At 68.8% G+C, this 25,973-nt stretch carries 22 protein-coding genes; 7 read left to right on the forward strand and 15 right to left on the reverse strand.

Translation table 11 applies throughout. The features are described 5' to 3' along the window. Positions 1–32 precede the first annotated feature (32 nt). From NBRGI_RS34185 to NBRGI_RS34195, 3 genes are all read right to left on the reverse strand, one after another. Positions 33–1,214, reverse strand: a complete 1,182-nt coding sequence (locus tag NBRGI_RS34185; RefSeq protein ID WP_029901308.1) for a glycosyltransferase family 4 protein — start codon at positions 1,212–1,214, stop codon at positions 33–35. After that, the gene (locus NBRGI_RS34190) at positions 1,211–2,281 is read right to left on the reverse strand and encodes a glycosyltransferase family 4 protein (RefSeq protein ID WP_029901309.1); all 1,071 of its coding nucleotides are present in this window, start codon (positions 2,279–2,281) and stop codon (positions 1,211–1,213) included. The genes NBRGI_RS34185 and NBRGI_RS34190 overlap by 4 nt, the downstream gene beginning before the upstream one ends. Positions 2,282–2,431: 150 nt before the next feature. Next, positions 2,432–4,237, reverse strand: a complete 1,806-nt coding sequence (locus NBRGI_RS34195; protein WP_029901310.1) for a hydroxysqualene dehydroxylase — start codon at positions 4,235–4,237, stop codon at positions 2,432–2,434. Positions 4,238–4,338: 101 nt separating this feature from the next. Here NBRGI_RS34195 and NBRGI_RS34200 point away from each other — a divergent pair, with 101 nt between their 5' ends. From NBRGI_RS34200 to NBRGI_RS34210, 3 genes are all read left to right on the forward strand, one after another. Continuing rightward, entirely contained in the window at positions 4,339–5,040 is a 702-nt protein-coding gene (locus NBRGI_RS34200; RefSeq protein WP_029901311.1) for a TetR/AcrR family transcriptional regulator, read from the forward strand. Between the two features lie 126 nt (positions 5,041–5,166). Beyond that, the gene (locus NBRGI_RS34205; RefSeq protein WP_051728244.1) at positions 5,167–6,546 is read left to right on the forward strand and encodes a polysaccharide pyruvyl transferase family protein; all 1,380 of its coding nucleotides are present in this window, start codon (positions 5,167–5,169) and stop codon (positions 6,544–6,546) included. A gap of 3 nt (positions 6,547–6,549) precedes the next feature. After that, on the forward strand, positions 6,550–7,389 hold the full coding sequence (locus NBRGI_RS34210; RefSeq protein WP_029901313.1) for a glycosyltransferase family 2 protein: 840 nt from the start codon (positions 6,550–6,552) through the stop codon (positions 7,387–7,389). A 47-nt stretch (positions 7,390–7,436) separates the two neighbouring features. Here the strand turns inward: NBRGI_RS34210 and NBRGI_RS34215 are convergent, their stop codons facing one another. The 6 genes from NBRGI_RS34215 to NBRGI_RS34240 form a co-directional block, all read right to left on the reverse strand. Then, entirely contained in the window at positions 7,437–8,075 is a 639-nt protein-coding gene (locus NBRGI_RS34215) for an MspA family porin (RefSeq protein WP_228831954.1), read from the reverse strand. Positions 8,076–8,267: 192 nt separating this feature from the next. Further along, positions 8,268–9,425 (reverse strand): methyltransferase C-terminal domain-containing protein, encoded by a 1,158-nt coding sequence (locus NBRGI_RS34220; RefSeq protein WP_235211192.1) that lies wholly within the window; start codon positions 9,423–9,425, stop codon positions 8,268–8,270. Further along, a complete protein-coding gene (locus tag NBRGI_RS34225; protein ID WP_029901316.1) occupies positions 9,409–10,455 on the reverse strand; it encodes an NAD-dependent epimerase/dehydratase family protein in 1,047 nt (348 codons plus the stop codon). Before NBRGI_RS34225 ends, NBRGI_RS34220 begins: the two co-directional genes overlap by 17 nt. A gap of 2 nt (positions 10,456–10,457) precedes the next feature. Next, positions 10,458–11,108: a PIG-L deacetylase family protein gene (locus tag NBRGI_RS34230; protein WP_029901317.1), complete on the reverse strand. Its 651-nt coding sequence runs from the start codon at positions 11,106–11,108 to the stop codon at positions 10,458–10,460. Next, the gene (locus NBRGI_RS34235) at positions 11,105–11,881 is read right to left on the reverse strand and encodes a sugar phosphate nucleotidyltransferase (RefSeq protein WP_029901318.1); all 777 of its coding nucleotides are present in this window, start codon (positions 11,879–11,881) and stop codon (positions 11,105–11,107) included. Before NBRGI_RS34235 ends, NBRGI_RS34230 begins: the two co-directional genes overlap by 4 nt. Continuing rightward, positions 11,878–13,164, reverse strand: a complete 1,287-nt coding sequence (locus tag NBRGI_RS34240; RefSeq protein WP_051728247.1) for a class I SAM-dependent methyltransferase — start codon at positions 13,162–13,164, stop codon at positions 11,878–11,880. Before NBRGI_RS34240 ends, NBRGI_RS34235 begins: the two co-directional genes overlap by 4 nt. Positions 13,165–13,654: 490 nt before the next feature. Here NBRGI_RS34240 and NBRGI_RS34245 point away from each other — a divergent pair, with 490 nt between their 5' ends. Beyond that, positions 13,655–15,166 carry a sugar transferase gene (locus tag NBRGI_RS34245; protein WP_029901320.1) on the forward strand — a complete coding sequence of 504 codons (1,512 nt, stop codon included), beginning with the start codon at positions 13,655–13,657 and terminating at the stop codon, positions 15,164–15,166. A 4-nt stretch (positions 15,167–15,170) separates the two neighbouring features. On the opposite strand, the gene NBRGI_RS34250 is transcribed toward NBRGI_RS34245, so the two are convergent. The 3 genes from NBRGI_RS34250 to NBRGI_RS34260 form a co-directional block, all read right to left on the reverse strand. Continuing rightward, on the reverse strand, positions 15,171–15,827 hold the full coding sequence (locus NBRGI_RS34250; RefSeq protein WP_029901321.1) for a biliverdin-producing heme oxygenase: 657 nt from the start codon (positions 15,825–15,827) through the stop codon (positions 15,171–15,173). A 99-nt stretch (positions 15,828–15,926) separates the two neighbouring features. Next, a complete protein-coding gene (locus tag NBRGI_RS34255) occupies positions 15,927–17,459 on the reverse strand; it encodes a threonine/serine ThrE exporter family protein (RefSeq protein ID WP_029901322.1) in 1,533 nt (510 codons plus the stop codon). A 112-nt stretch (positions 17,460–17,571) separates the two neighbouring features. Continuing rightward, on the reverse strand, positions 17,572–18,822 hold the full coding sequence (locus NBRGI_RS34260; RefSeq protein ID WP_036561948.1) for an MFS transporter: 1,251 nt from the start codon (positions 18,820–18,822) through the stop codon (positions 17,572–17,574). Positions 18,823–18,948: 126 nt separating this feature from the next. On the opposite strand from NBRGI_RS34260, the gene NBRGI_RS34265 reads away from it, so the two are divergent. Next, on the forward strand, positions 18,949–19,851 hold the full coding sequence (locus tag NBRGI_RS34265) for a LysR family transcriptional regulator (protein ID WP_029901324.1): 903 nt from the start codon (positions 18,949–18,951) through the stop codon (positions 19,849–19,851). A 464-nt stretch (positions 19,852–20,315) separates the two neighbouring features. Beyond that, complete coding sequence (locus NBRGI_RS34270) at positions 20,316–21,788, forward strand: MDR family MFS transporter (protein WP_029901325.1); 1,473 nt, start codon at positions 20,316–20,318, stop codon at positions 21,786–21,788. A gap of 66 nt (positions 21,789–21,854) precedes the next feature. Here the strand turns inward: NBRGI_RS34270 and NBRGI_RS34275 are convergent, their stop codons facing one another. After that, entirely contained in the window at positions 21,855–22,634 is a 780-nt protein-coding gene (locus NBRGI_RS34275) for an alpha/beta fold hydrolase (protein WP_081878350.1), read from the reverse strand. A 103-nt stretch (positions 22,635–22,737) separates the two neighbouring features. Between NBRGI_RS34275 and NBRGI_RS34280 the strand changes: the two genes are divergently transcribed. Beyond that, positions 22,738–23,400, forward strand: a complete 663-nt coding sequence (locus NBRGI_RS34280; protein ID WP_036561929.1) for a lysophospholipid acyltransferase family protein — start codon at positions 22,738–22,740, stop codon at positions 23,398–23,400. Positions 23,401–23,419: 19 nt separating this feature from the next. On the opposite strand, the gene NBRGI_RS34285 is transcribed toward NBRGI_RS34280, so the two are convergent. Together NBRGI_RS34285 and NBRGI_RS34290 are read right to left on the reverse strand one after the other, a co-directional pair. Continuing rightward, on the reverse strand, positions 23,420–23,890 hold the full coding sequence (locus tag NBRGI_RS34285) for an iron chaperone (RefSeq protein ID WP_029901328.1): 471 nt from the start codon (positions 23,888–23,890) through the stop codon (positions 23,420–23,422). A 108-nt stretch (positions 23,891–23,998) separates the two neighbouring features. Beyond that, positions 23,999–25,936: an acyl-CoA dehydrogenase family protein gene (locus NBRGI_RS34290; protein WP_029901329.1), complete on the reverse strand. Its 1,938-nt coding sequence runs from the start codon at positions 25,934–25,936 to the stop codon at positions 23,999–24,001. Positions 25,937–25,973 lie beyond the last annotated feature (37 nt).

Consider the following 25,973-nt stretch of genomic DNA (forward strand, 5'->3'; position numbering starts at 1 on the left):
GCGCCCGGTCGGGGCTGTTCGGCGCGGCGTGTTCAGCCATTCGGGGTTCGCTCCGAGGAAGAGGGGGTGCCCGCGGCGTCGTTGCGTTGTGCGATGGCATCGAGGAAAGCGGCGACCGAGCGGGCCGTCGCGGCACTGCCGAAGTCCGCGGCGCGCAGCCGCCCCGCGTCGGCGAGGCGCGTGCGTAGCGCGGGGTCGGCGATGAGGGTGTCCAGGGCCGTGGTGAGCTGGTGCGCGGACCCGCCGTCGACGAGCAGACCGTCGACGTCCGGGGTGATGATTTCCGCGGGACCGCCCGGCCGGGTGGCGATCACGGCGCAGCCCGCCTGCATGCCTTCGACGATCACCTGACCGAACGGCTCCGGCAGGACCGAGCAGTGCACGAGGATGTCTGTGTCGCAGAGGTATTCGGCAGGATCGTCGACGTGACCGGTGAAGGTGACCGGTAGTGCGAGGTCCTGGGCGAGCCGTTCCAGCTCGGTGCGGTAGGCCTGCTCGTCGAAGAAGGTGCCGCCGATCAGGTAGATCCGGTGCGGGCGCGTCTTCGTCGCCGCCAGGGCACGCAGCAGCACGTCCTGGCCCTTCCACGGGGCGAGCCTGCCGAGCACGGCGACCACCGTCTCGGTGGGCGCGCGCTGCGCGGAACGCGTTGTGCCGACGGCGGGTTCGACGCCGGGATAGGCCACGAGCGCGGGTTTGCCTCCGACCGGCAAGGTGTCGAGCGTGGTGCGGCTGTTGGCGAGATAGCCGGCGCAGCACCAGCGACCCAGCAGGCGCAGCACCAGCGTGGGCAGCCGGCCGAAGTAGTCGGCGGCGATTCGGTCGTGTACCTGCCAGACCAGCGGAATGCGGGCGCGCCGCGCGGCGACGATCCCCATCACGAGTGCTTTGCTGCTCTCCGCGACGAGCACGCCGGTGCCGAGCCGTCGCGCGGCGCCGCCGACCGTCCAGCCGAGCCGGAGCAGCGCCGCGAAACCGGCGACGAGTCGTACCGGTCCAGCCCCGATGGTCATCGCCCTGCTCTCGAAACGGCCACGCAGCAACAGGGTTTCGACCCCGCGGGCGCGCATGCGCTCGACCATCGGGCCATCGTCGGTATACGCCATGGCGATATCCACACCACCGAGCTCCCGCAGCGCGGACAGCAGGCGCAGGGTGGCCAATTCGGCGCCCGACGGTGCCGCGGTGTGCGCGAGGAACAGGGCCTTGGTCATCGGCTGATCTCCCGGTACAGCGCGAGGTGCCGCCGCGCCGTGACATCCCAGGAGAACGTTTCGGCGTGCGCCCGGCACTGCTGCGGGCTGGGCAGGCCACCGTGTAGTGCGCTGACCAGCCGCGCGCCGAGGGCCTCGGCGTCGCCCGCGGGCACGATCAGGGAGGGGTCCAGGCCGTGCACCGAATCCGGAAGTCCGCCACAGTCGGTGACGATCGGCGCACGCCCCGCCGCGAGCGATTCGAGCGCGATCAGCCCGAATCCCTCGAGGGTGGTGGTGGGCACCACGGTCAGCGTTGCGAGTTCGTACAGTTCGGTCAGCCGTTGGTCGTCGACGGGTCCGGCGAACTGGACGGTATCGCGCAGAGTCGCTGCCGCCGAACGGAGTTCGTGCTCCGCGGTGCCGGTGCCGACGATCACGAGCCGGGCGTCCGGATGCTCGGCGAGGACGGCGGGCCACGCGCGCAGCAGCGTGTCGATACCCATACGGCGTTCGAGTCTGCGCACGCACAGCACCGTGCGCGTCGCGGTGTCGGCGGGGATCGGGGCGGGCTGGAAACGATCGAGGTCGACACCGGGTGCGATGACCGCGACCCGATCGGGGGAAACCCGGTAGTCGGTATGTAGTACCTCACGAAAGTGGTTGGACAGCACCACGAATCGGTCCGCGCCGAGGTATCGGAGCCGTTCGAGCAGATACTTGGCGCGCACGGCCGCGGGGTGCTGTCCGGTCATCCGGCTCTCCGCGGCCCACGGGCCGTGGAAGTGGACGACCAGCGGTAGGCGGCCATGTCGGGACATGGCGACCGGTCCGTACAGGCAGAAGTGCCGGTCCAGCACCGTCGCGCGGCTCAGTCCGGCGCGGTCGAGCAACGCGGCGCGCGTCCGGTGCAGCGTGGAACCGCCTGTGCCGCCCCAGGATCGGGCGTTCGGAGCGCCCGGCGCGGCGGTGCCGAAGGCGGCCGCGGACACCGCGATCTCCGGGTGCCGCGCGAGGGCGTGGAACAGCTCCGTGAAATACCGATTGAGCCCGCCGGGCGCGGACGTGAACCACTCCGATCCCGTCATGTGGACCCGAACTATCCCGGAACTTCCCGTCACCCATGCCCCCTACTGGCGGTGATGGCGGGACGAGTCGCTGTCGGTGAACTCGCCTCTCCCGCAGCAGTCTAGGGGACCGGGGGCCTTCGGGTCGGCCAGTCGGCGAGCAACAATTCGTCAACCCAGATCGAAGAGGTTCGGCTGCCCGGCGCGCAGGCGCGCGGCGTCCATCTGGCGCAGTGGTTCGAACGCGGGTATCGCGGCGCGGGTGAACAACTGGGCCCGGGCGGCGGGGGAGCCGGCCGCGTCGAGCAAGGCGTTCACCGCGGTGCGTGCCGCCTCGTTGGCGCCCTCCATGGTGGCCAGATCGAAGTTGGTCTGCACATAGTCGGCGGCGAGGAACAGATTGGGGATCCTGGTGTGCGCGGTGGGCCGGGCGGCCCAGGAGCCTACGGTGTTGACCAGCAACGGTTCGTCGTTGTGGTTCTGCCCGTCCTGCCAGCTGATACCGGGATCGAGCAGCCAGTCGCGCACGATGCCGTCCTTCAGCTGGACGCGCCCGTCGTCGTTGAGCGCGGCGGTGAGCTGAGCCCAGGTCTCCTGGTAGATCTCCGCGCGGGTGCAGTGTTTGGCGGTCTTGCCGTACAGGATGCCCGGAGTATCCCAGTCGGCGATATCGATGGTGAGACCGTCGACGACCTGGCCGTCGCCGTATTTCGCGGCATAGTCGACGTCCCAGAACGCGCGCTGCGTGTACGAGGTGAGTCGCCACGGCGCGTCGAGATAGATGTTGTAGCCCGCGCCGAGCTCGAGCTTCTCGCTGACGAACATCTGCATGCCGGTCATCCAGTCGACGGTCAGCTCGTCCATGCGCGCCAAACTCGGTTCGAGACTGCGCATCTCGGGCGACCACAGGCGCTGTGCCCGATCTGTCGGCACGGCACAGACATACCAGTCGGCTCGGTGCAGGGTGGTCGAGCCGTCCGGGGTGCGAATACGCGCGCCGCCGATCTCGCCGCCCGCGACCTCGAAGCCGTCCAGGGCGTGCCCGGGCAGGAACCGCACGCCCAGCTCGCGCAGCAGCGCGATCCACGGATCCAGCCAGGCCTCGTTGGTCGGGCCGTTGAGCACCTGATAGACCTTCGGGCCGCCCGAGAGTTCCTGCAGCAGGGCGATGAAGAAACTCTCCATCATGTTGCCCATGGTCCGGGTGCTCGCGACATACTCCTTCGCCGCCACCAGCGCCCGGGTCAAACCCGTTGCGGCGAGGGCTTGGAACTGCGCGGATCGCTGTGCCGCGCCGACATAGTCCCACCAGCTGAGGTGTTCCCACTGCGCGAAGCGCCGCTCCTCGCTGGAGGTGAGATAGGTGATGACCCGCCCGGCCATGTGGATCGCCTCGGGCAGCGGAATGAGGTTGTTCTTCATGAACACTTCGATCAAGATGCGCTGCAATCCTTCCGGGGTCAGCGCCTGGCGCGGGTCGAAGTAGAAGCCGAACATCAGTGGGAAGCCGTCGGGAAGATTGCCTGCCCTGGGGTAGCGGGGATCGTTGACCGAGAACGGAATCAGGTTGTCGTAGACGGAGTTCCGGGTGCCGGGCAGCGGAATGCGGCGCATCGTGTCGTGCACGTTGTGATAGAACGAGGTGAACCCGCGCGCTCCGTGCTCACCCGGCAGCGGGGCCCGGCCGCCGATCCCGGTGCCGGGCAGGGGAATGGTGCGGGATTTCCCGCCGAGTTCTTTGCGGTCGAAGACGGTCACCTCGAAACCCCGCTCGGCCAATTCGTGTGCCGCGGTGAGTCCGCCGATGCCGGCGCCGAGCACCGCGACCGTGTTGCGCGCGGGCCCGTTTCGCCGGCGTGGCTCCCGCGCTGCCGCGGTGCCCGCGGTCGCCGCCAAGCCGGCCGCACCGGCCAGGCCCGCCGCGCCACGTAAGACCGAACGCCTGCTGACCGCACTGTTCCGTTGGTGAGGTGTCACTGCCCGACCCCGTTCGCAAAACTGACTATTGTGATAGTCATCTTTAGCAGATGGCCGCGCGCGATGGGAGACAATGCGTAGATGACGAGGCGGAGCGAGCGATGACCGGTACGCCGAAACAGCGCCGCCCGGTACGGCCGTACGGAGGCGTCGGCGCGGCCGACCGGGTGGCGGCACGTCGCGACAAACTGCTGGCAGCAGGCCTGGAGCTGTTCGGAACCCGGGGCTATCCGGCCACCGGCGTGAAGGACCTGTGCCGCGCCGCCGGACTCACCGACCGATATTTCTACGAATCCTTCGGCGGCACCGCGGAGTTGTTCGCGGCGGTGTTCGACCAGGTGATCGATGAGCTGTTCGCGGCGGTGGCCGTGGCCGTGGACGCGGTGCCCGCCACCGGCACCCGCAAACTGCGCGCGGGCATCGGCACGTACCTCACCGCGCTGGCCGAGGACGCGCGCAAGATGCGGATCGTGTTCGTCGAGCCCGCCGGGGCCGGGGCCGGGGCCGAACAGCGGATGCGCGAAGCGCTGTGGCGTTTCGCCCGGCTGGTGGCCCGGACCGCCACCGCGGCGCGGCCGGAGACCGAGCCGCCGGCCGAGCTGGTGGACATCTACGCGCTCTCGGTGGTCGGCATGCTCGAACGCGTGCTCGTCGAGAAAGAGGGCGGGCGACTGGACGTACCGATGGACGAACTCGTCGACTATTGCACGGCATTCGCCGCGGCGTCGTTGGTGGCGCTCTACACGGGGCGGATAACCAAACAGTCCGGTCGGCCCGAAGGGCGTTCCGGCACAAGCGATTGAGTAGCGCGCGGTTTTCCGGTAACTCCCGGTACGGTAGCCGCGATGCATAGCGTGGGGTAGATTTCACAACGAGTTCGTGCTCGGCACGGGCCGACCCGGCAGGGGGCTGGCGGGAGGATATGCACAGTGGGGACCGAGGGTTCCGCGGCCGAGCGCGCCGAACTTGCCGAGGGCAATATTCGGGTGCTGGTCGAGAACGGCGAATACTGGCTGCGCAACCGCGGCGATATCGCGATGATGGCGGTGACGGTCGAACGGCTGCGGGACCGATGGCCGCGCGCCAGGATCGGGGTGCTCACCCACCAACCCGGCATCCTGCGGGCGCTGTTGCCGACGGCGGAGCCGCTCTGCGGCCCGGACTGGTCGTGGCGCGGTGACGGGTGGGCGGCGCGGTTATCCCGCAGGGCCGCAACGAAACTGGGCGGTCCGGCGGCGTTGCACTGGCGGGCCGCCACCGACGGACCCAAGGACCGGCTGCGCGCGCTGCGCTCGGCGGCGAAGCGCCGGACCGCGGGTCCCGGTATCACCGAACACGTCACGGTGCCGGCCGACAGCGCCTTCCCCGTCGAGATACCCGCTGCGGTCGAACAGGCGTCGCTGGTGCTGGCGCTCGGCGGTGGCTACATGACCGACGTGGACCGCTATCAGGCGCACCGCACACTGAATCTGCTGGAATACGCCCGCGGCCGTGGCATTCCGACCGCCCTCGTCGGCCAGGGCCTCGGTCCGCTACGCGACCCGGAGCTGCTACGCCGGGCAGGCGAGGTGTTACCCGGCGTGGACTTCGTGGCCTTGCGCGAGCGGCGCCGAGGCCCGGAGCTGTTGTCGCGCATGGGTGTCGCGCCCGAGCGGGTGCTCGTCACCGGCGACGACGCGGTCGAGTTCGCCTACCGGTTGCGCCAGGCTCGGATCGGCGCGGATATCGGCCTGTGCCTGCGGGTTGCGGACTACTCCCCGGTCGGCGTGGCCGCGCAGGAGACGCTCGGCCGGGTGGTGCGCACCTGTGCGGCCCACCATCGAGCCGCGGTGGTCCCGCTGATCATCTCCGAATATGCCTCCGAGGACCGGCTTTCCACGCTGCCGCTGATGGCGGGGGCGCAGCTCGCGCGGCCCGCCGTCGGCCGCGGCGGCACGCCCCAGGACGTCGCGCGTCAGGTCGCGGGTTGCCGAGTGCTCGTCACGAGCGCCTACCATCTCGCGGTCTTCGCGCTGTCGCAAGGCATCCCAGCGGTCGGCATCACCGCATCGGAGTACTACGACGACAAGTTCCACGGTCTGGCGCAGATGTTCGGCACCGGGCTGCGGATCGTGCACCTGAACGATCCCGCGCTGCAGACGCAACTGACCGAGGCCGTGCAGCGGTCTTGGCACGATGCGCCGCTGGTACGGGAGCCCTTGCAGCGCAAGGCGATAGAACAGATCGACGCCAGCAGAGCCGGGCTCGAGCGGGTATTCCGGCTGGTGGACAGCGGCCCGGTACGTCCGGGCCATCAGCTAGGGGGATGACTCATGGCCGCCCTGTCGGTATGTGTTCCGGCGTACAACTCCGCGCGCACGCTCGCCACGACGCTGCGTTCGGTGCTCGACCAGGACGCGGAGTTCGAGCTCGTGGTGCTGGACAACGCCAGCACCGACGACACCGGTGCGATCGCGCGCTCGTTCGAGGACCCGCGGATCCGGGTGCTACGCAACGATGCCGTACTGCCGATCGGGGACAACTGGAACAAGGTGATCCGCGCGTCCCGTGGCGACCTGGTCAAGGTGGTCTGCGCCGACGACGTGCTGCGTCCCGGCGCGCTGGCCGCGCAGCTCGCGGTGATGGCCGATGACCCGGGCATCGCGATCTCGTCCAGCCGATTCGAGGTGATCGACGAGGACGGCGGGCTGCTCGAGACCGGACTCGGCTTGCCGGGACTGCTCGGCAGGCAGACGGCGCGGGCCCTGGCGCGCGCCATCGTGCGGCGTGGACCCGCCGATTTCGGGCCGACGGCGGCAGCGATGTTCTACCGCAAGCATTTCGACCTGGTCGGTGGCCTGCGCGGGGATCTGGTGTTCCCGATGGACGTGGACCTGTTCGCGCGGGTGTCGTCGTTCGGCGTCTTCTTCGGAATGACCGAAATACTCGCCGCGTGGCGCAATTCGTCGTTCAACCTGTGCAGCCGTACCTCGACGGTGAGCAAGCTGACCGACATGTACCGGTTCCACCACCGGATCGCCGGCGACTACCCGAACCTGGTGAGCCGCGGCGACGTGCTCGCGGGTGACACCCGGCTGGCCCGAGCGGCGTTGTACCGCTTGCGGGTTCGCACGGTGGCCACGGTCCGCAATCGCCCGGACCTGCTGGTCTGACCGCCGGCGGTGTGGCGCTCGCCCAGGGGCGCCACACCGGCCGCACCTCAGATGGTCCAGAGCCGCCCGTAGGTGATCACGGTGTCGCCACTGGCGCTGACCACCCGCACGAACGGGCGGATGGTGGTCTGCCCGATCACGCCCGTCACGGTGCCGTGGAACCCGGCCATCCGGATGAAGCCGGAGGTGCCGGAGATATCGCCGCCGGCGCACTCCACGGTCTTGATGCCGGGACCGAACCCGACCTCGATCTCCACGCCCGCGCGGGGAATCAGCCCGTCGAGTTTGAGGATGCCGCCGTCACCGCCGCCGAGGTCGACGCCGAGTCCGGGCGTCGAGTAGCCGAACTTCAAACGCCCGCTCAGCGTCGCGGGATAGCCGACCTGGTAGCCGATGGTGATGTGCCCGTTCCAGTCCTGCGCGTGCGGGCCCGCGACCTTGAACGACGCCTCGCCGTTGTGGAACCACTCGCGCGTCAACGGATTTCCGTCCAACGGCGGCACGAAGTCGATCCGGGTATCGGACTGGATCGCCTCGATCGACCGATCCTTCTGATCGACGATCTGGTTGGTGCTGTCGACGACCGCGCCCGCGGCGCCCGCGCCGAAGATCAGGCCGGTAGCGACGGCGGTGGTGATCGCGAGCATGCGCAGGTCTCGGCCGCGATGCTGCGTGAAGTCCCTCATCTGGTTCATCCCCTTCTGCACGCACCCGGCCGGGCGGTTTGTTCGCTCGGCGGCCCGCTCCCCGGCACGCGGGAGCAACGAAACTCGTCCGTCATCAGGGCGGTCAGGTGCTCGGTATTCGAATCATGTCAGATCAAGCGCGTGGCGGAAACCGAAGCCAAAGCCAGTGGTGGACAGCGAATCCGAGGCATGTCAGCCGCCTTCCGCGGTGGGCTCGGCCGGGTCGTCGACGATCCAGCAGCCGTCGAGTTCCGGATAGCGGGCCCGGACCTCGGGTAGTAGATCGGGCAAGGTCAGCAGCACGAGATCCGGACGGGCGGCGACGAGTTCGTCGGGCGAGATGATCGGCACGTCGGTGCCCGGCATCCGCCTGCCCTGTTTGGCCGCGGCGGCGTCGGCCACGCCGGCGATCAACCCGCGATGCACACCGGCCAGACTGAACACCGCGACCGCGCGGGACGCCGCACCGTAGGCGTAGACCCGATCACCCTGTGCGGCATGGCGTTCGAGCCAGCGGCGCAACGCGTCGGCGTGCGTGTCGGCGGCACGTTGCAGCCCGCGGATCGTGTCGGGCGCGATGAATTCTCGTTCGCGCGTGAGGATTTCCCGTACGACGCGGTCGGGCTCGTGAATTCCGTGCCGGGCGGCGGCGAGCACCGTTCCGCCGTAGAGGTCGAACCGCCACGCGGTGACCAGGCTCATCCCGGCGGCGCGCAGCAGCCGTTGCAGTGCGGCCAGCGAATAGTAGGCGAAGTGACCGTGCCGCAGCGCGTTCCACTGGCAGCCTTCGACGATGGTGGCCAGCGCGTGGAATTGGACGAGCAGCACACCGTCCGGCGCGGTCGCGGCGGCGCGCGTGGCGAAGGCCGCGCGCTGGTCGGGCTCGTGCATGACGCCGAAACAGTCGAGCACCACCGCGGCTGCCGACTCGGTGGGGGACAAGCCCCGCTCGGCGAGCAAGGGCAGCCAGGTGCCGCCGTGCGGACTGCCGAACTCGCGCACCGTCTTTCCGCGCAGCAGCCCGGCGGCCGCGACCTTGCCGACGGCATCGGCCGCCTGTGCGCGCAAGGCCGCCGGTTCGATACCGCGCGGCTCCTCGGTCCGGGTGTCGTCCTCGGCGAGCTGCGCCAGGCCACAGTGGGCGCACAGCTGCATCCGCAACGGATGCGCCGACTCGGCCAGGCCGACCGGCGCGTGCGCGGGCGGGAAGAAGTCGGCCGCGGGCACGGTACCGAGGTCGAGCACGGTGCTGAGCGCGCTGCCGCGGCAGGCGCGGCACGAGTGCTCGCGCGCCGCGCGCACCGGTGCGCAACGCTGTGCCGGGGTGTCCTGGCTAGCTTGCGGGGACATGGGTGGTTCCGGTGGGTATCCGGCGCATCGTCGCGTCGAGCACACCGGCCCGGTGCAGTCGCTCCAAATGCGGCAGCCGGGTGAACTTCTGGAAGAAATCGTCGTAGGTGAGCCCGCGGGCGGTGTACTCCTGGAACAGCTCGTCCGCGCCCGCCTGCACGGTCCAGAGCGCGCGGAAACCGAACGCGGCGCGGGCCGCCGAGAAGTCCACGCGGTAGGAGCGCGGGTCGGCGCCGCTCTCGCCGGTGATGTTCAACCGCGAGCCGGGCACCGCCTCGACGACCGCCGCGGCGATATCGGCGACGGTGAGGTTGTTGGCCTCGCTGCCGATATTGAAAGCGCGGCAGTGGATCGCGTTCGCGGGCGCGGTGAGGCAGTTGGCGAAGGCCCACGCGATATCGCGGGCATGCACCAGCGGCCGCCACGGCGTCCCGTCGGAGAGCACCTTCACCTCGCCGGTGAGGGTGGCGTAGCCGACGAGGTTGTTCAGCACGATATCGGCGCGTAACCGCGGCGAGAAGCCGAATGCCGTGGCATTGCGCAGGAATACCGGCGCGAAGCCGGAATCGGCGAGTGCCGCCACATCGTCCTCGACCCGTACCTTGCTCTGCGCGTACGGCGTGATCGGACGCAGCGGTGCGTCCTCGGTGACCAGATCCGCGCCCGCCGCACCGTATACCGAACAGGTGGAGGCGTAGAGGAAACGGCGCACCCCCGCCTCCTTGGCGAGCCGGGCCAGCCGGACCGAGGCGTGATGATTGACGGCGTAGGTGATCTCGGGTGCGAGCGCGCCGAGCGGATCGTTCGACAGCGCGGCGAGATGGATCACCGCGTCGAACCCGCGCAGTTGCTCGACGGTCACGTCGCGCAGATCCACCGCGAGGCCGGGCGGATCGTCCGGCGCCTCGCCGAGCACGCAGTCGGCGAAGAAGCCCGCGTCGAGCCCGATCACCTCGTGCCCGTTGGCGCGCAGCACCGGCACCATGACCGTGCCGAGATATCCCTGGTGTCCGGTGAGCAACACCCGCATGGCTACGAACCTCCGAAATCGATGACGGCCTTGTCGAGCAGGAACGCCTCGGCATGTCCGGCCCGGCACTGCACGCCGCGCAGCCGGGTGAGGCCGGTGAACGCCTGTTGGTCGAACCAGTCCCGATGTGCTTGGGACGGATAGTGTTTCAGCAGCAGCATCGCCTTCTCCTCGGCCAGTTCGGCGCTGAGCCGATGGAAGACGACGGGGGCGGGAGTGTCGCTTTCCCACTTGAGGATCTCGTAGCCGAGCACCAACTGGTCGCGGAACTCGGTCGGCACGAGTTCGGCCAGCAGCCGATGATCCTGGTGCGCGTCACCGCGGTGTGGCGCGAAGACCAGATCGGGGGTGCACTCGGCGCGAAAACTGTTGAGTTCGGTCTTGATTCGGTCCCAGTGCGCCGGTGCGCGACCGTCGGGCACGTCCAGCACGGTGAGCCGCACCTGCGCGCCCGGACAGAACGCCGCCAACGCGCGCTGTTCCTCCGCGGCTCGTTCGGTGCCGCCGCCGGAGAGCACCAGGGCCCGCACCCGCAAGCCGGGATGGGCGCGCGCCAGCGTCAGCAGCGTCGCGCCCGAGCCGATGGCGATGTCGTCGCAGTGCGCGCCGAGTACGGCGATCTCACGCACCGCACCGACACTGAGTCCGATCACACCCGCTCCCAGACCATCCACGGCCGGGCACCGGACCGATAGCCTTGATCGAGCTCCGCGCGCTCCTTGAAGGTGTCGGCGGGTTTCCAGAAGCCGAGGTGCTGATAGCCGAACAGGCGACCCTGCCCGGCCAGCGTCGCGCAGGCGTCGGCGACCAGATCGCCGCCGGGCGGCAGCAGATCGAAGATCTCCTGGCTGAGCACGAAGTAGCCGCCGTTCTCCCACAGCGGCATTCGCGAGACCGGCATGATCTCCTTGACCTCGCCGGTGGGCTTCATGTCGACGCAGTGGAACGAGGACTGCGGCGGCACCACCATCATCGACGCGGCCGCGCCGGAGGCGGTGAACTTCGCGACCATCTCGTCCAGGGGCGCGTCGGTGAGCACGTCGGCGTAGTTGGCCAGGAAGCGTTCGTCGTCGCCCAGATACTCGCGCACCCTGCGCAACCGCTCACCGATCGCCGATTCCAGCCCGGTGTCGACGAAGGTGATCTGCCAGTCGCTGATATCGGAGCTCAGCATTTCGACCCGGCCGTCCCGGATGACGAAATCGTTGGACACCGACTCCTGGTAGGTGAGGAAGAAATTCTTGATGTGCTGGGCGCCGTAGCCGAGGCACAGGATGAACTCGGTGTGGCCGTAATGCGCGTAATAGCGCATCACGTGCCAGAGCAGCGGTCGCGGACCGACCAGTTGCATGGGTTTGGGAATCATGTCGTCGGTGCCGTCGCGCATCCGCATGCCGTAGCCACCGCAGAACAGCACAACCTTCATCGTGCTCCCCTCCCTGTCATTTCGGAATTCAGTGTGTTGTGCACGTCGTTGTGACCGGTCAGGTCGGCACGGTGCAGTGCCGGTAGCGGATACACCAATTCACCGCCCCACGAAGCGATGTGGCGCAGCTGCTCGGTGAGCTCGGCCTCGAGGTTCCACGGCAGCACGAGCACGACATCGGGGTGATCCAGCTCGATCCGCTCAGGCGGGTGGATCGGAATCCGCGTGCCCGGGGTGAATCGGCCGTGCTTGTACGGGTTTCGATCGACGGTGTACTCGAGCAGGTCGGGCCGGATGCCGCAGTAGTTGAGCAGCGTGTTGCCCTTGCCCGGTGCGCCGTAGCCGACCACCCGCTTGCCCGCGGCACGCTGGTCGAGCAGGAACCGCAGCAGCTCGTGCCGGACCGCCTCGGTGCGTGGCCGCAGTTGGCGATAGCCCTCGACCTGATCCAGGTCCGCATGCCGTTCCAGGCGCAAGACCTCGCCGACGCGTCGGCTCGGCGCGGCGGCCACGGTGACCGGCCGGGCCCACACCCGCAGCGAACCACCGTGGGAGGCCAGCAGTTCCACGTCGACCACCGCCAGGCCCGCGGTCGCGAGCGCGCGCTGGGCCGAATGCAGCGTGTAGTACTGGAAATGCTCGTGGTAGATCGTGTCGAACTGGCCGAGCCGCAACAGGTTCAGTGCGTGATGCACCTCGATGGACAGCCATCCGTCGTCGGCCAGCAGGGTACGCAGCGAGCTGGTGAAGCCGCGCAGATCGGGCACGTGGGCGTAGACGTTGTTGGCGACCACCAGATCGGCAGGCCCGTGTTCGGCGCGCACCCGGGCCGCGGATTCCTCGTCGAGGAACGCGGTCTCGGTGGGCACGCCGGCCGCGCGCGCGGCGTCGCCGACGTTCAGTGACGGTTCGATGCCCAGGCAGGGCACACCGGCCGCGACCAGATGCCGCAGCAGGTAGCCGTCGTTGCTGGCCACCTCGACCACGAACGAATCGGCGCCCAGTTCGAGCCGGTCGATCGCCTCGCCGACGAAGGTCCGGGCGTGGCGCACCCAACTGTCGGAGAACGAGGAGAAGTAGGCGTATTCGGTGAAGGTGTCCTCGGGCGTGATCAACGCGGGAATCTGCAATAACATGCAGTCCGCACACAACCGAAGGTGTAGCGGGTAGGTTGATTCCGGTAGATCGAGTTCGGCTGCCGTGAGGAACTTTTCACACGGTGGTGTCGCTCCGAGATCGAGCACGCTCGTCAATCGCTCGGAGTCACACAGACGACATAGCACGAAGCCCACCTTTGCCAAGAGTCGAATAACCGGCACATTGTCGGCGCACCCCTGACGTCGACCCGATCCAGTGAGACGTTACAACGAAAGTCCCGCGTGGCGCTGGTGAAATCGACTGGGCTCGAAGTAATTTCCGGTACTTTTCAACCGGTTTTCGGCGGCAGCTTCCGGGCGGCTATCCGCGGGTTTGGTGGATTCGCCGTGGTGGGATGAATTCGCCTGCGGGTAGCGAGGGTTCGTGACCTGCGCCCATGCTTACGAGCGGAGGTAAACAAACCTGGGCGAAATACCGACCGCCCCTTTGTCGGCTACTCCGTGGAACACTTTGCCGCCCTGTTGATTCGACATGTGAAACGGATTGTGTTCTGTAACAATCTGCATCTGACCGCCGAATGAGGGGACACCCGGGGCGGTCGAGATCGTGCAGCGGGGACCGGTCAACGCGGATCGGGGGGCTTCTTCCTTTTCTCCCACGGGGAGGTGCGTGTTCATGAGCTTCGAGCTCGCCGACGACGACGATCTGGCGATCCGTCGATCGCCGCACAGTCGGCCGCGTTCGGAACGGGAACGCTGGCAGGCTGAATACATACGGCGCTTGGGCGCAACGGATTTCGGCGTGATCGTGACGGCGATGGCGTTGGCTCAGATCATCCGTTTCGGCGGGCCGGCGGCGCCGCCGCTGGCCTGGCATCTGCCGTACGAGATCGGCTACACGGTGGTCTCCGGCGCGCTCGCGCTCACCTGGGCCGGGTTCCTGGCCGTCGGCAACACTCGGTCGCCGCAGGTGGTCGGCAGCGGCAGCGAGGAATACCGCCGGCTGGTGGCGGCCACGCTGCGGTTGTTCGGGGTGCTGGCGATCTTGTCGCTGGTGTTCCAGATCGAGTTCGCCCGAGGCTATTTGGCGATAGCGCTACCGCTCGGTCTGTTCGGGCTGATGCTGAGCCGGTTGCTGTGGCGGATCCACGCTCGTCAGTTGCGCGGGCGCGGGGAGTACCGCACCTCGGTGCTCGTGGTCGGATGTGCGGAGGCGGCCCAGGCGATGGCCAATGCCTTCGCGGCCGATCCGGCATCGGGGTACCGGGTGGTCGGTGTGTGTATTCCGGACGGGCTCAACGGAATCACCGAGTACCTGCGCGGGCCGTCTGACCATCTGTTCTCGGTCGTCGGCGACGACCGCACGGTGCTCGACGCGGTCCGCCGCAGCGGCGCCGACACCGTCGCGGTCACCGCGACCGACCATCTGGGTCCGGTCGAATTACGCCGGATGGCATGGGAACTCGACCCGCTCGGTGTGGAGCTGATCGTCGCGCCCGGCGTGGTCGATATCGCGGGCACCCGGCTGACCAACCGGTTCGTGGCGGGCGTGCCGATGCTGCACATCGCGAAACCGCAATACGATCGCGCGAAGTCGACCGGAAAGGCGGTCTTCGATGTGCTGTTCGCGGCCGCGGTGTTGCTCGCGATCGCGCCGACGATGCTGGGTATCGCGCTCGCGGTGAAGTTGACCAGCCCGGGCCCGGTGTTCTACCGCTCGGAGCGGATCGGACGGGGCGGCAAGCCTTTCCAGATGATCAAGTTCCGCAGCATGTACGTCGAGGCGGATACCGCCGTGGACGCGCTCATCGCACGCAACGGCGGTAACCCGGTGTTCTTCAAGATGAAGGACGATCCGCGGATCACCCCCATCGGCAAAGTGCTGCGCAAGTTCAGCCTGGACGAGCTACCGCAGTTCTTCAACGTGCTGCGCGGGGAGATGAGCGTGGTCGGGCCGCGTCCGCAGGTGCAGCGCGAGGTCGACAGTTACGACGGCGAGATGCGGCGCAGGCTGCTCGTCAAACCCGGGGTGACCGGTCTGTGGCAGGTCAGCGGACGATCCGATCTTTCGCTCGAAGACTCTGTGCGACTGGATCTTTCGTACGTCGAGAACTGGTCGATGGTGCTCGACCTACTGCTCATCGCGCGCACGATCGGCGCGGTCACCCGCGGCGCGGGCGCGTACTGAGCGGCTACTGCGCGGCGGGGAACTCCGCGGCGAGTTCCTGGAAGAGCGCGGCGTTCATGGCGAACGCCCGCTGCCCTTCGTCGAGTACCCGGCGGCGTGCCAAATCGTCGAGCGGCAACTGATCCAGCAGACCGCGATACTCGCGTTTGAACGCCGCCGGATTGCCGACGCCGTCGAACACGTAGAAGCGGACGCCGTCGCCGCGATGCGGCAGGTTCCACAGTTTCTCGGCAGTACCGCGGATGACCTGTCCGCCGGAGAGGTCGCCGAGGTAGCGCGTGTAGTGATGCGCGATGTAGCCCGCGGGCCAATCCCGGGCACACTCATCGATCCGCGCGGCATAGGCGGCGGTCGCGGGGAGCGGCGTCAGTGCGTCGCGCCAGTGCGGGCCGATCAGGTGCGCCAGATCGCGTTCGAGTTCGGCGGTGCGGGCGAGTTCCGGGCGGATGAACGGGCCGGCGATCGGATCGACGGCGAGCGCGTCCCACCGCGCCTCGAGCGCGCGGTAGACGAACCAGAGTTGGCCGGTGTAGCGGTGATACGAGTCGACGCCGAGCGCGCCGCCGAGCATATCGCTGAGGAATCGGGAGTTCTCCGCGTCGGCGTGCTGGCGCGCCGTGGCGCTACGGATCTGCGTCGAGAACGGTGTCGCTTCCGACATGACCGGACCACCTCACTTCAGCACCCCGGGTGGCCAGGTATGGCTACCCTAACTCGGTACGACCTTACCGGTACTTTTCCCGAAATGCAGGTGCTTGCCTCACTGGGTGGGCGCGGGCCTGCGCCACCGTCCGCCGGGCCGGATGCGTCGCACGGTCGGGCGGCGCAGCGCGCCGAAGCGTCGCAGGATGCGCGGTCGGCGCACTGTGCGGTCGAACCACTCGCCGAGCGTGACGCCCGCGGCCAGGGCGCAGCCGACGCCGAAGGCCGCGAGCAACTGGTTGGCGCCGGTCGCGAGTTGATCGTTGAGCACGGCGTTGAGCCCGCGATACAACTTGAGACCGGGCAGCAGCGGCGTGATCCCCGCGACGGCGACGACCAGCGGGGGCGTGAGCGCGCGGCGGGCCATCAGACCACCGGCCATGCCGATCACCGTCGCGGCGGCGCCGGAGGCGAGCACCGGGCCGAACCCGGCTTGCTGCACGAGCAGGAAGCAGATCGTGCCCGCCGCACCGCTGCCCGCCGCGGCGGCGAGCGCGCGCTTCTCCGCATAGCAGGCGAGTGCGAACGCGAGGGCCGCGACGGCACCGGCGATGATCTTGATCGGCAGATCGGTGAGGTCGGGCCCCGGCGTCAGCTGGATCTGCGGCACCGTCGCGCCGATGGTGTCACCGATCCGCAACGCCAGCGCGATGCCGGCGATGATGCCGCCGGTCATCATCAGCACCTCGAGCATGCGCGCCGTCGAGGTGATCGGCGCGCCCGTTATTCCGTCCTGTACCGCGCCGACCAGTTGTAATCCACTGAGCAGCACGGTGATTCCGGCCGCGATGATCAGTGACGGATCGACCTCGATGCCGAGCGGTTCGGCCAGCGTGGCCAGCACGATGGCCGGGGTCGCCGCGATCGCGCCGCCCACCATGTGCTGGAAGAAGAACGGCAGACCGTAGCGATTCAGCACCCGGTTCACCCGGTCGATCGCCAGCGTGGTGCCGAAACTGACTGCGGCGACGACGATCCCGCCGCCGAGCAGCGCGGCGATGGCGGCCGCGAGCAGCGACCAGCCGAAGGTGGCCATCCAGCGGTGGTACGGGTGCGGCGCCGAGGTGATCGCGTCCAGCGCGGCGCGCGCTTCCTCGGGGTCGACCACCTCGCTGCGGATGCGCCGGGTGAGCCGGTCCACCGCCGCGAGCCGGGTGAAGTCGAGCGAGCGGTAGTGCACGATCCGCATCGTGCTGGCCGGGGGCAGCCGGGGGCCGCGGTCGGCGGAGATCCTGATCGCGTCGTAGGTGACATCGACATGGCAGCGCGCCAGACCATAGGTGGCAGCGATGAATTGGACCTGGGTGGTGGTATCGATGACGCCGGTGCCGGAGGCCATGACCACCTCGCCGACGCGCACGGCGAGGTCGAGCACCTCGGCGACGCGCGCGTCGTCGGTCAGATCGATCGGCTGCAACGGCGCGGGCGCCGCGACGATGGTGTCGGCGATGGCCTGCCGATCGGCGACCAACAGGCCGACCGCCTGGCTCACCACCGGCACCCGCCGTCCACGTCGGAACAGACGCCGCCGACCGAGGTGATCGACCCGCGTCTCCGTGCTGTCGCCTCCCGGGAGCGTGTCTGATTCCATGCACGCGAACGTAGTCACCTTTCGGCGACCTTCGCATCCGGGCTGGCACATGAGCTCGCTCACCGCGTGTCGGCGGCGCGAATCCCCGATCTTCGCGCCGGCCGCACGCGGCTCAATGGCCTTCTGTACCGCCCATCCTGCGGGCGCCGACCACGACACCGCAGAGCAGTGCGACGAGCACGCCCGCGAAACCGGACATCGCGATTCGGGTGTCGACGAATTGAGTGGCGACGCCCATGCCGATCGCGGGAAAGACCAGACCCGCGTTGCCAATCAGGAACAGTCCGGCCACCGCGGCACCCCGGTTCGCCGGGGCGGCCGTGCGCACGGTGCGGGCGACGGCGGACTGGATCAGGACGCCCGCGCCCGCGCCGGTCACCACGCCGGCGGCCAGGAACAGCGGCAGGTTGCCCAGCAGCATGGCGGCCACCAGCAGCGCCAGGCCGGCGAGGGCGCCCAGCAGACCGGACAGCAGGCGGGTCGACACTGTCAACGCCATGGCCGTGTGCTGAGCGACGGGCGCGCTGCCGAACACCAGGAACACCACGCCGCCCGCCAACAGGCGCGACGGCTGGCCCAGCGTCCCGGCGAGAAACGCCGGGGTCAGCGAAGCGAAGAGGCTGAACGCGGCGAACGCCCCGAAGATGCTGAGCACCGCGACGGTCCAGCCCAGCCGGGACCCGACGACGGACACGCGCTGCGGACGGTACGTCGGTCGCAGCGAGCGCGGCACGGACACGGTCTCGGGGACGAACCGGATCAACGCCGCGATGAGCAGCACCAGGAGCACAGCGAACACCACATACGTGGTCCGCAGCGGCCACGGCGCCCACTGGGCGAGTGCGCCCGCCACCAGCGCGCCGACCCCGAGTCCGCCGATATTGGCTGCGGGGGAGGCGATTTCGAAGCGTCTCGCACTGTCGCGGGGCCGGGCCAGCGCATGCAATTCGTGCAGGTAGGCGGTTGCGGTCGCGGTGATCGCGCCGACCCCGAGGCCGGTGATCAACCGTCCGGCGATCAGCAGTGGCAGCTGGGGCGGCAGGATGAAGATGAGAGCGGCCAGCACCTCCGCCGACATCGCCAGGGTCAGCACCTGCCGCCTGCCGATCCAGTCCGACACGTGCCCGACGGTGCACAGGCTGACGATCACGCCGGTGCCGTAGACGGCGAAGACGACGGTGATCGTCAGCGGGGAGAGCCCGAGCTGCTGCGCGTAGAGCGGATACAGCGGTGTCGGCACCATCGCGAGCGCGACGGCCGCGCAGAACGCCACGGTGACGAGCCAGAAGCCGGTGTCGTGCCGGCGTGAGTCGGGCTGTTCGGTGCGGGGCTTCTCGTGAGTATGGACAGACGTGGTCGACATCGCGTGCACTCTCTTCCGTGGTGTCCAGGCCGGGTCCGGCCGCCGGAATCCATGGTCGAGCGCGTGAACGTTCATGTCCAACGATTGATTCTTCTCTTAGCTATCACCAAATGTGATAGTTGACGGATGGAGCTCAGGTATCTCGAATACTTCGTCGCGGTCGCCGAGGAGCGCAGTTTCACCAGGGCGGCGGCGCGGCTGCACGTCGTCCAGTCCGCGGTGTCCGCGGCCATCAAAACGCTGGAGCGGGAATTGCGCACCGAGATCCTGCGGCGCACGTCCCGCGAGGTGGCGCTGACCGAAGCCGGTGAGGTGCTGCTGCCCCGGGCGCGGGCGATCATCGGCGGCGTACGGGAGGCGATCGACGCGGTGGACGGGGTCCGCGGCGTCGTCGGCGGGGAGGTCCGGCTGGGGTTGATGTCCTCGGTGCCGTGGTTCGACCTGCCCGCGGTGCTCGGCAGAATGCATGCGAAACATCCGGAGGTGCGGCTGCGGTTGAGTCATCGCGCCGGCGGCTCGCACGACCTCGCCGCCGCCGTGGTCGCGGGGGAGCTGGATCTCGCGATCCTCTCCGATCCCGGCCCGTTCGGCCGGAAGCTGCGCCTGACCGAGCTGAAGTCCTTCCCGATGCGCCTGCTCGTCCCGGCCGCCCATCCGCTCGCCGCCCGGCGCAGCGTCGCGCTGACGGAACTCGACGGCGAGAACTTTGTCGACCTACCCCAGGGTTTCGGCAGCCGGGCCGTGGTCGACCGAGCCTTCGCGGCGGCCGACCGCACCCGCAACGTCTCCATCGAACTGGGCGACGGCCGCGTCGTGGTCGACTACGTGCGCCAAGGACTCGGCGTCGCCATCGTCCCCGCGGCCTACGAAGGCACGGACCCGCAGATCCGCTCCGTCCCTCTCACCGAACCCGACCTGACCTGGCGCATGCACCTCGCAATCCCACGAGACCGCGAACCCCTCACCGCCGCAGAGGTTTTGGCAAGCATAATGATCGAAGCCCGCAACGCCGACGGTCCCGAGCGCTGAGGGTTGTCCGCTGCGCGCATGCCTGATTCGGGACCGAGAGTGCTCGTCGTGCTCATGTCGCGGCGCCGACGGCGCTCGAGGGCGGCTGCGGGACCGATCCGCGCAGCTCCGAATTCATCGCTCACTACGCCGACCAGATCGCCCTGTTCGTCCTGGCGCTGGGGTCGGCCGCGGACTGAGTCGCACTGCGGAGCAAATCGCGCGCCCACACGGACGCGGCGGGGTGACCAGGGTCACGATTCGATCTTGACCGCCGCTCGGCGGCCACTCTGAGCTGCAGCTTTGGCCTGTGCCGCGGGTCGCCGCGCCGAAAATTCGGGTGATTTGTGTCGGTGCCGACCGGAATACTTGTGCGCGGCCGATCAGTTCGAGCTACCGGTCCCGTCACAACCACTGTGGCACCGGAGCTCGAACATCCTCCGCCACTTGTCTTTGTCAATGTCCATGCTGCACCGGAGGTATCGATGCCCGCCGCCCCATCCGTTTCTGTCTCGAAAGGACGGACGCCGCTGGTCATCCGGGTGCTGGTGCTCGCGACCTTCGTGGTGATCCTCAACGAGACCATCATGATCAACGCGATCCCGCGTCTGATGGCCGATCTGGATGTCACCGAGCGCGCCGCGCAGTGGGTGTCCACCGCGTTCATGCTCACGATGGCGGCCGTCATCCCGACCACCGGCTGGTTCCTGCAGCGGGTCACCACCAGGCAGGCCTATGCCGTCGCGATGAGCGTGTTCCTCGCGGGCACGGCGCTCTCGGCCGTGGCTCCGTCGTTCGCGGTGCTGCTGATCGGCCGGATCATTCAGGCCGGCGGCACCGCGGTGATGATGCCGCTGCTGATGACCACGCTGATGACCGTGGTACCCGAGCAGGACCGCGGCCGGGTGATGGGCAACGTCACCCTCGCGATCTCGGTGGCGCCCGCGATGGGTCCGGTGATCTCCGGGCTCGTGCTCCAGGTCGGTTCGTGGCGTTGGCTTTTCGTGCTGGTGCTGCCGATCACCGGCGTGGTCACTTGGCTCGGTCTGCGCCAGCTGGAGAACGTCGGTGAACCGGAAGCCGGCGCCATCGACTGGGCCAGCGTCGTGTTCGCCGCCCTCGGTTTCGGTGGCCTGGTGTACGGACTCAGCAAGTTCGAGGCGGACAACCTCGGCGAGCCCGCGTTGATCGTGGCCGTCGGCGCGGCGCTCATCGCCACCTTCGTCTTCCGGCAGCTGCGGCTGCAGCGTAACGGCACCCCGCTGCTCGACCTGCGGGTGCTGCTGGCCGGTGCCTACACCAAGGCGCTGGTGCTGATGTCGGTCGCGTTCATGGCGATGCTCGGCTCGATGATCCTGCTGCCGCTGTACCTGCAGAACCTGCGTGGTCTGAGCCCGCTGGCGACCGGCCTGCTGGTGATGCCGGGCGGTCTGGCGATGGGTCTGCTCGGTCCGACGGTCGGCCGGCTGTTCGACCGCTTCGGCGGACGCTGGCTGGTGATCCCCGGCGCGATCGCGATCACCGTCGCACTGGCCGGGTTCACCCAGATCTCGATGTCGATGCCGTACTGGCAGCTGATCGCCCTGCACGTGCTGTTGATGGTGGCGCTGGCCGCGACCTTCACGCCGGTCTTCACCCTCGGGCTCGGCGCGCTGCCGCACAACCTGTACTCGCACGGCAGCTCGATGCTGGGCACCCTGCAGCAGGTGGCCGCGGCCTTCGGCACCGCGCTCGTGGTGACGATCATGTCGGCGCGCAGCAGCCAGCTGGTGGAGGACGGTGTCGAGATCGCCACCGCGCACCTCGACGGGATGCGGCTGGCGTTCCTCGTCTCCGCGGCCTTGTCCGTGATCGTGATCGTCATGGCGGTGCTGCTGCCCAGCCGCGCCGCCGACCACGTCGACCACTCCTCGGTCGACGACGCCGATCCCGCCGCCCCCGAATTGATCAAGGGCTGAACGCGATTCGATAACTGAACACAGACGACGCCCCCGGCTTCCGCCGGGGGCGTCGTCTTGTCGACCTCAGTGGACTGCAGGGCTCGGCTCGTCGAGGAAAGACGCGACAGTCTCGGCCATGGCAGCGGGCGCGTCGTCGTGCACCCAATGCCCGGCGCCGCCGAACTCGACCAGGCGAGCGCCGGGACGCCGGGCGACCATCGCCGCGGCGAGGTCCGCGGGCAGCATCGGACTGTGCTCACCGCGCAGGACCAGCGCCGGACAGGTCGAACCGAGCCAGTCGGCCCACCAGTCCCCGACACCGCCCTCTTGTACGGCCATCATGTCGGTCCAGTCGAAAAGCCAGTGCCAGCGGCCGTCCTCGGAAGCGGCCGCGCTCTGCATGAAGTAGCCGGGATCGGAGATGCCACGCGCGCGAAGCGCCTCGGCCAGTTCCGATTTCGATGCCGCGGCCGCAGGCCAGCCCCGCACGTCGAGGACGGGATGCTCGACCTCCGGTCGCCGCATCACCGGACCCACGTCCTCTACGATCAAGCGCGACACCAATTCGGGATGGCGTGCGGCCAGCTGATAGGCCGTGATACCACCGCGTGAATGACCCAGCACCGCAATCGGACCCGGGGCCAGCCGCTGGAGCAATTCCGCCACGTCGGCCACGAAGTCCGCGCAGGTGTAGCTGTCGGCTCGGTCGCTGTGGCCGTGGCCGCGAAGGTCGGGCGCGATCACCCTGGCGCGCCCGGACAGGTCCGCGGCCAGGCGGGTGAAGATGGTTGCGCGCCCGAAGCTGCCGTGCAGCGCGAGCAGCGGCATCCCGGCACCACCGAAATCGGTATAGGACAAACGCATGCCAGCCATCTTCGCAAGGCAGGCAAACGATTATCGGTGGGCTGGGCTTGTCGGTGGTCCTCGGTAGGCTGGGATGAGGCCGGCGAGGAGTGTGGGGGAACAGATGGACAGTGCACGGCGGCGGCCGAAGGGACTGGGTAAGCGCGCGTGGGTGACCACGAAGCTGGTACGCCGGGTGTTACGTGGCTTGGCCTGGTCGCGGTTCGTGCGCGTGACGGTGCTCGGCCGCGAGTCGATACCGACGTCCGGTCCGGTGATCGTGGCGAGCAACCACATCTCGATGCTGGACGCGGTGTTCTTGTGGGGCGCGCTGCGCCGCCGGGCAATCGCGATCGCCATGGCGGAGCTGTGGTCGTGGCCGGTGGTCGGCTGGCTGGTGCGCCGCCTGGGTCATATTCCGGTACTACGGCGCGACAGCGAATCCGGGCAGGCCGCGCTGTCGCAGGCCGAGCAGATTCTCCGGCACGGTGGCGTGCTGCTCATCTATCCGGAAGGACGGCTGGTCGCGCCCGGCGAGCACGAACCCTACAAGCCGGGCGTGGCAAAACTTGCGCTGGCGACCGGTGTTCCGATCATTCCGGTCGGCACCACCGGCACCGACCGGGTGTTGCCGATGCGGCGCACGCGCGGCGACGGCCCGGCCTTCGACCGCCACCAGCAGGTGACCATCCATTTCGGCGCCCCGATCGACCCGGCGGATTTCGACGATCCCGACAAGCTGCTCGACCAACTGCGGCAGCGGATCGAAGAACTCCGCGCGGACTGATCGACCACGTGCCTAGGGCCTAGCTGACGGCCTTGCGCACGAGCGCGCCGAGAGTAGCCTCGTCCTCGGCGGTCAGCTCGGTGATCGCGAACGAACTCGCCCACATGGTGCCCTGGTCGAGGTGCGCCGGATCGCTGAACGCGAAGGTCGAGTAGCGGGTCTTGAACTTCGCCGCGGGCTGGAAGTGGCAGACGATCTTGCCGTCCGCGGCGTACGCGGGCATGCCGTACCAGAGCCGCGGCGTGAGCGCCGGCGCGTTGGCCTTGACGAGCGCGTGCACTCGTTCGGCGGTCGCCCGGTCCGCGTCCGACATCTCCGCGATCTTGGCGAGCACTTCGGCTTCGCCGTCCGCCTTGGCTCCGCGAGAGGTGCGCCGGGCAGCCGACTTCAGCTCCTTGGCGCGCTGCTTCATCGCGTCGCGTTCCTCGGCGGTGAAACCCTCGTAGGACTTGGTGGCGGTGCCGGTGACCTGGGCGGTGGTGGTGCTCATCGGATGTCCTCCTGATCGGTGCTGCGTTGCTTCCAATGCTATGAAGCAGGCACCGGGCAATGCTTCTCGAAAACTGATCAGTGGCAGCGCATCCGATGAGCAGCCGGTTCACCCGCGTTCGTAGACGCTCGCGTCGTCGAGCATCGCGGCGCGCAGCATCGACTCCGGCACGCCCAGGCCTTCGATGAGGGTCAGCGCGTCGGGCCGCAGCCGGTCGACGAGTTCGTTGACCCCGCGGCGCACGCCCTTGGCCCGCTCGACGGACATGAAGCGATGCATGATGTACCAGGCGGAGTTCTCCTCCAGCGTCGAGTACACGAAGAGGTCGCACACCGTTTCGGCGAGGGCGCGCGCGTCGGGATCGTGGATGTCCTCGATGCCTTCGATGAACGCTTCCAGGACGAGCCGATCGATGTGCGCGGTGCCCGCCGTGAGGATGTGGTCCTGCGCGTTGTTGAAGGCCTCGAACGGGCTGGTGTCCTCGGCGCGGGCGCGCAGGCGGTGACCGGCGGTGCGCACCAGGTAGTCCTCGCGGTCGGCGAAGAGTTGCAGTTGCACCGCGCGGCGGGACAGGTCGCCGTCGTCGACCGTATCGTCGGAGCCGTCGCGCAGGGTCTGGATCAGCTGACGCACGCCCGAGCGCTTGCGCACCTCGTCGCGCGCCATGGTGGCGGCGAATTTGACCCAGCCGAGCGCGTCGAGGTCGCGGATCTCGTCGGAGTACGCGGTGAGCAGTTCCTTGGCGACCAGCTGGGTGAGCACCACGTTATCGCCTTCGAAGGTGGTGAACACGTCGGTGTCGGCCTTCAGGGTGACGAGCCGGTTCTCGGTCAAATAGCCTGCGCCGCCGCAGGCTTCGCGGCATTCCTGGATGGCCCGGGTGGCGTGCCTGGTCTGCGCGACCTTGAGGCCCGCGGCGCGCTTCTCCAGCGCGCGCTGCGAGCTGGGGTTGAGGTCCTGCCCGGTCTGCACCAGGTGCATGCGGCGGACGAGGTCGTTCTGCGCGAAGGCGAGCGCGTAGGACTTGGCGACCAGCGGCAGCAACCGGCGCTGATGGCTGCGGTAATCCAGCAGCACGGTTTCCTGTCCGCTGTCCGGATCGGAGAACTGCCTGCGCTTTTCGGCGTAGCGCACGGCGATGCTCAGCCCCACCCGCGCACCGGCCGCGGCGGCGCCGCCCACACTGACCCGCCCGCGCACCAGCGTGCCGAGCGTGGTGAAGAAGCGGCGGCTCGGGTTCTCGATCTCGGAGCTGTAGGTGCCGTCCGGTGCGACGTCGGCGTAGCGGTTGAGCAGGTTCTCGCGCGGCACCCGCACGTGGTCGAACACGATGCGGCCGTTGTCGACACCGGGCAGCCCGCCCTTGAGGCCATCGTCGAAGGTGGTCACGCCGGGCAGGTCCGCGCCCGCCTCGTCCCGGATCGGCACCAGCAGACAGTGCACGCCCTGGTTCTTGCCCTGGGTGACGAGCTGCGCGAAAACCGCTGCCATCCTTGCGTGTTCGGCCGCGCCGCCGATGTAGTCCTTCCGCGCCGACGGGGTGGGCGAGTGCACCACGAACTCTTGGGTCTCGGGGTCGTAGGTCGCGGTGGTCTCGAGATTGGCGACGTCGCTGCCGTGCCCGGATTCGGTCATCGCGAAGCAGCCGAGCAGGTCCAGCGAGAGCAGTCGCTTGATGTACTCGCGGTGGCGCTCGGTGCCGAGGTTCTCCACCGCGCCGCCGAACAAGCCCCACTGCACACCGGCTTTCACCCATAGCGACAGATCCGCGTAGGCGAGCATCTCGAGTCCGGTGACCGCGGCGCCCGGCTCACTGGTGCCGCCGTTCTCCCGGCGGAAGCCGCGCTCGGCGTAGCCCATCGTCGCGATGGCCCGCATCTGCTCGAGCACCCGAGCCCGCGCGGCCTTGTAGTCGAGGTAGGAATCTCCGGCGAACTTGTCGTCCGCGAGCTGGACGCGAGCCTGCTCCCGGATCTCGCCCCACGGTCCGTCGAGCGCTGCGCGTAGGTGATCTGCGGTCGTTGCGGTGCCGGTGCCGGTAGTCATAACTCGACAGTAGCCCGATGTGAGCCGGGCAAACCGT

This window comes from Nocardia brasiliensis IFM 10847 (assembly GCF_000710915.1).
Lineage (GTDB): Bacteria > Actinomycetota > Actinomycetes > Mycobacteriales > Mycobacteriaceae > Nocardia > Nocardia brasiliensis_A.

What these genes read in the sequence shown, in the direction of transcription:
- NBRGI_RS34250 (WP_029901321.1), bottom strand. Translation starts at nt 15,827, where the DNA reads ATGTCGGAAGCGACACCGTTCTCGACGCAGATCCGTAGCGCCACGGCG.
- NBRGI_RS34225 (WP_029901316.1), bottom strand. Translation starts at nt 10,455, where the DNA reads ATGCGGGTGTTGCTCACCGGACACCAGGGATATCTCGGCACGGTCATG.
- NBRGI_RS34245 (WP_029901320.1), top strand. Translation starts at nt 13,655, where the DNA reads ATGAGCTTCGAGCTCGCCGACGACGACGATCTGGCGATCCGTCGATCG.
- NBRGI_RS34185 (WP_029901308.1), bottom strand. Translation starts at nt 1,214, where the DNA reads ATGACCAAGGCCCTGTTCCTCGCGCACACCGCGGCACCGTCGGGCGCC.
- NBRGI_RS34215 (WP_228831954.1), bottom strand. Translation starts at nt 8,075, where the DNA reads ATGAGGGACTTCACGCAGCATCGCGGCCGAGACCTGCGCATGCTCGCG.
- NBRGI_RS34200 (WP_029901311.1), top strand. Translation starts at nt 4,339, where the DNA reads ATGACCGGTACGCCGAAACAGCGCCGCCCGGTACGGCCGTACGGAGGC.
- NBRGI_RS34275 (WP_081878350.1), bottom strand. Translation starts at nt 22,634, where the DNA reads ATGCGTTTGTCCTATACCGATTTCGGTGGTGCCGGGATGCCGCTGCTC.
- NBRGI_RS34280 (WP_036561929.1), top strand. Translation starts at nt 22,738, where the DNA reads ATGGACAGTGCACGGCGGCGGCCGAAGGGACTGGGTAAGCGCGCGTGG.
- NBRGI_RS34210 (WP_029901313.1), top strand. Translation starts at nt 6,550, where the DNA reads ATGGCCGCCCTGTCGGTATGTGTTCCGGCGTACAACTCCGCGCGCACG.
- NBRGI_RS34270 (WP_029901325.1), top strand. Translation starts at nt 20,316, where the DNA reads ATGCCCGCCGCCCCATCCGTTTCTGTCTCGAAAGGACGGACGCCGCTG.
- NBRGI_RS34190 (WP_029901309.1), bottom strand. Translation starts at nt 2,281, where the DNA reads ATGACGGGATCGGAGTGGTTCACGTCCGCGCCCGGCGGGCTCAATCGG.
- NBRGI_RS34220 (WP_235211192.1), bottom strand. Translation starts at nt 9,425, where the DNA reads ATGTCCCCGCAAGCTAGCCAGGACACCCCGGCACAGCGTTGCGCACCG.
- NBRGI_RS34265 (WP_029901324.1), top strand. Translation starts at nt 18,949, where the DNA reads ATGGAGCTCAGGTATCTCGAATACTTCGTCGCGGTCGCCGAGGAGCGC.
- NBRGI_RS34260 (WP_036561948.1), bottom strand. Translation starts at nt 18,822, where the DNA reads ATGTCGACCACGTCTGTCCATACTCACGAGAAGCCCCGCACCGAACAG.
- NBRGI_RS34235 (WP_029901318.1), bottom strand. Translation starts at nt 11,881, where the DNA reads ATGAAGGTTGTGCTGTTCTGCGGTGGCTACGGCATGCGGATGCGCGAC.
- NBRGI_RS34285 (WP_029901328.1), bottom strand. Translation starts at nt 23,890, where the DNA reads ATGAGCACCACCACCGCCCAGGTCACCGGCACCGCCACCAAGTCCTAC.
- NBRGI_RS34290 (WP_029901329.1), bottom strand. Translation starts at nt 25,936, where the DNA reads ATGACTACCGGCACCGGCACCGCAACGACCGCAGATCACCTACGCGCA.
- NBRGI_RS34255 (WP_029901322.1), bottom strand. Translation starts at nt 17,459, where the DNA reads ATGGAATCAGACACGCTCCCGGGAGGCGACAGCACGGAGACGCGGGTC.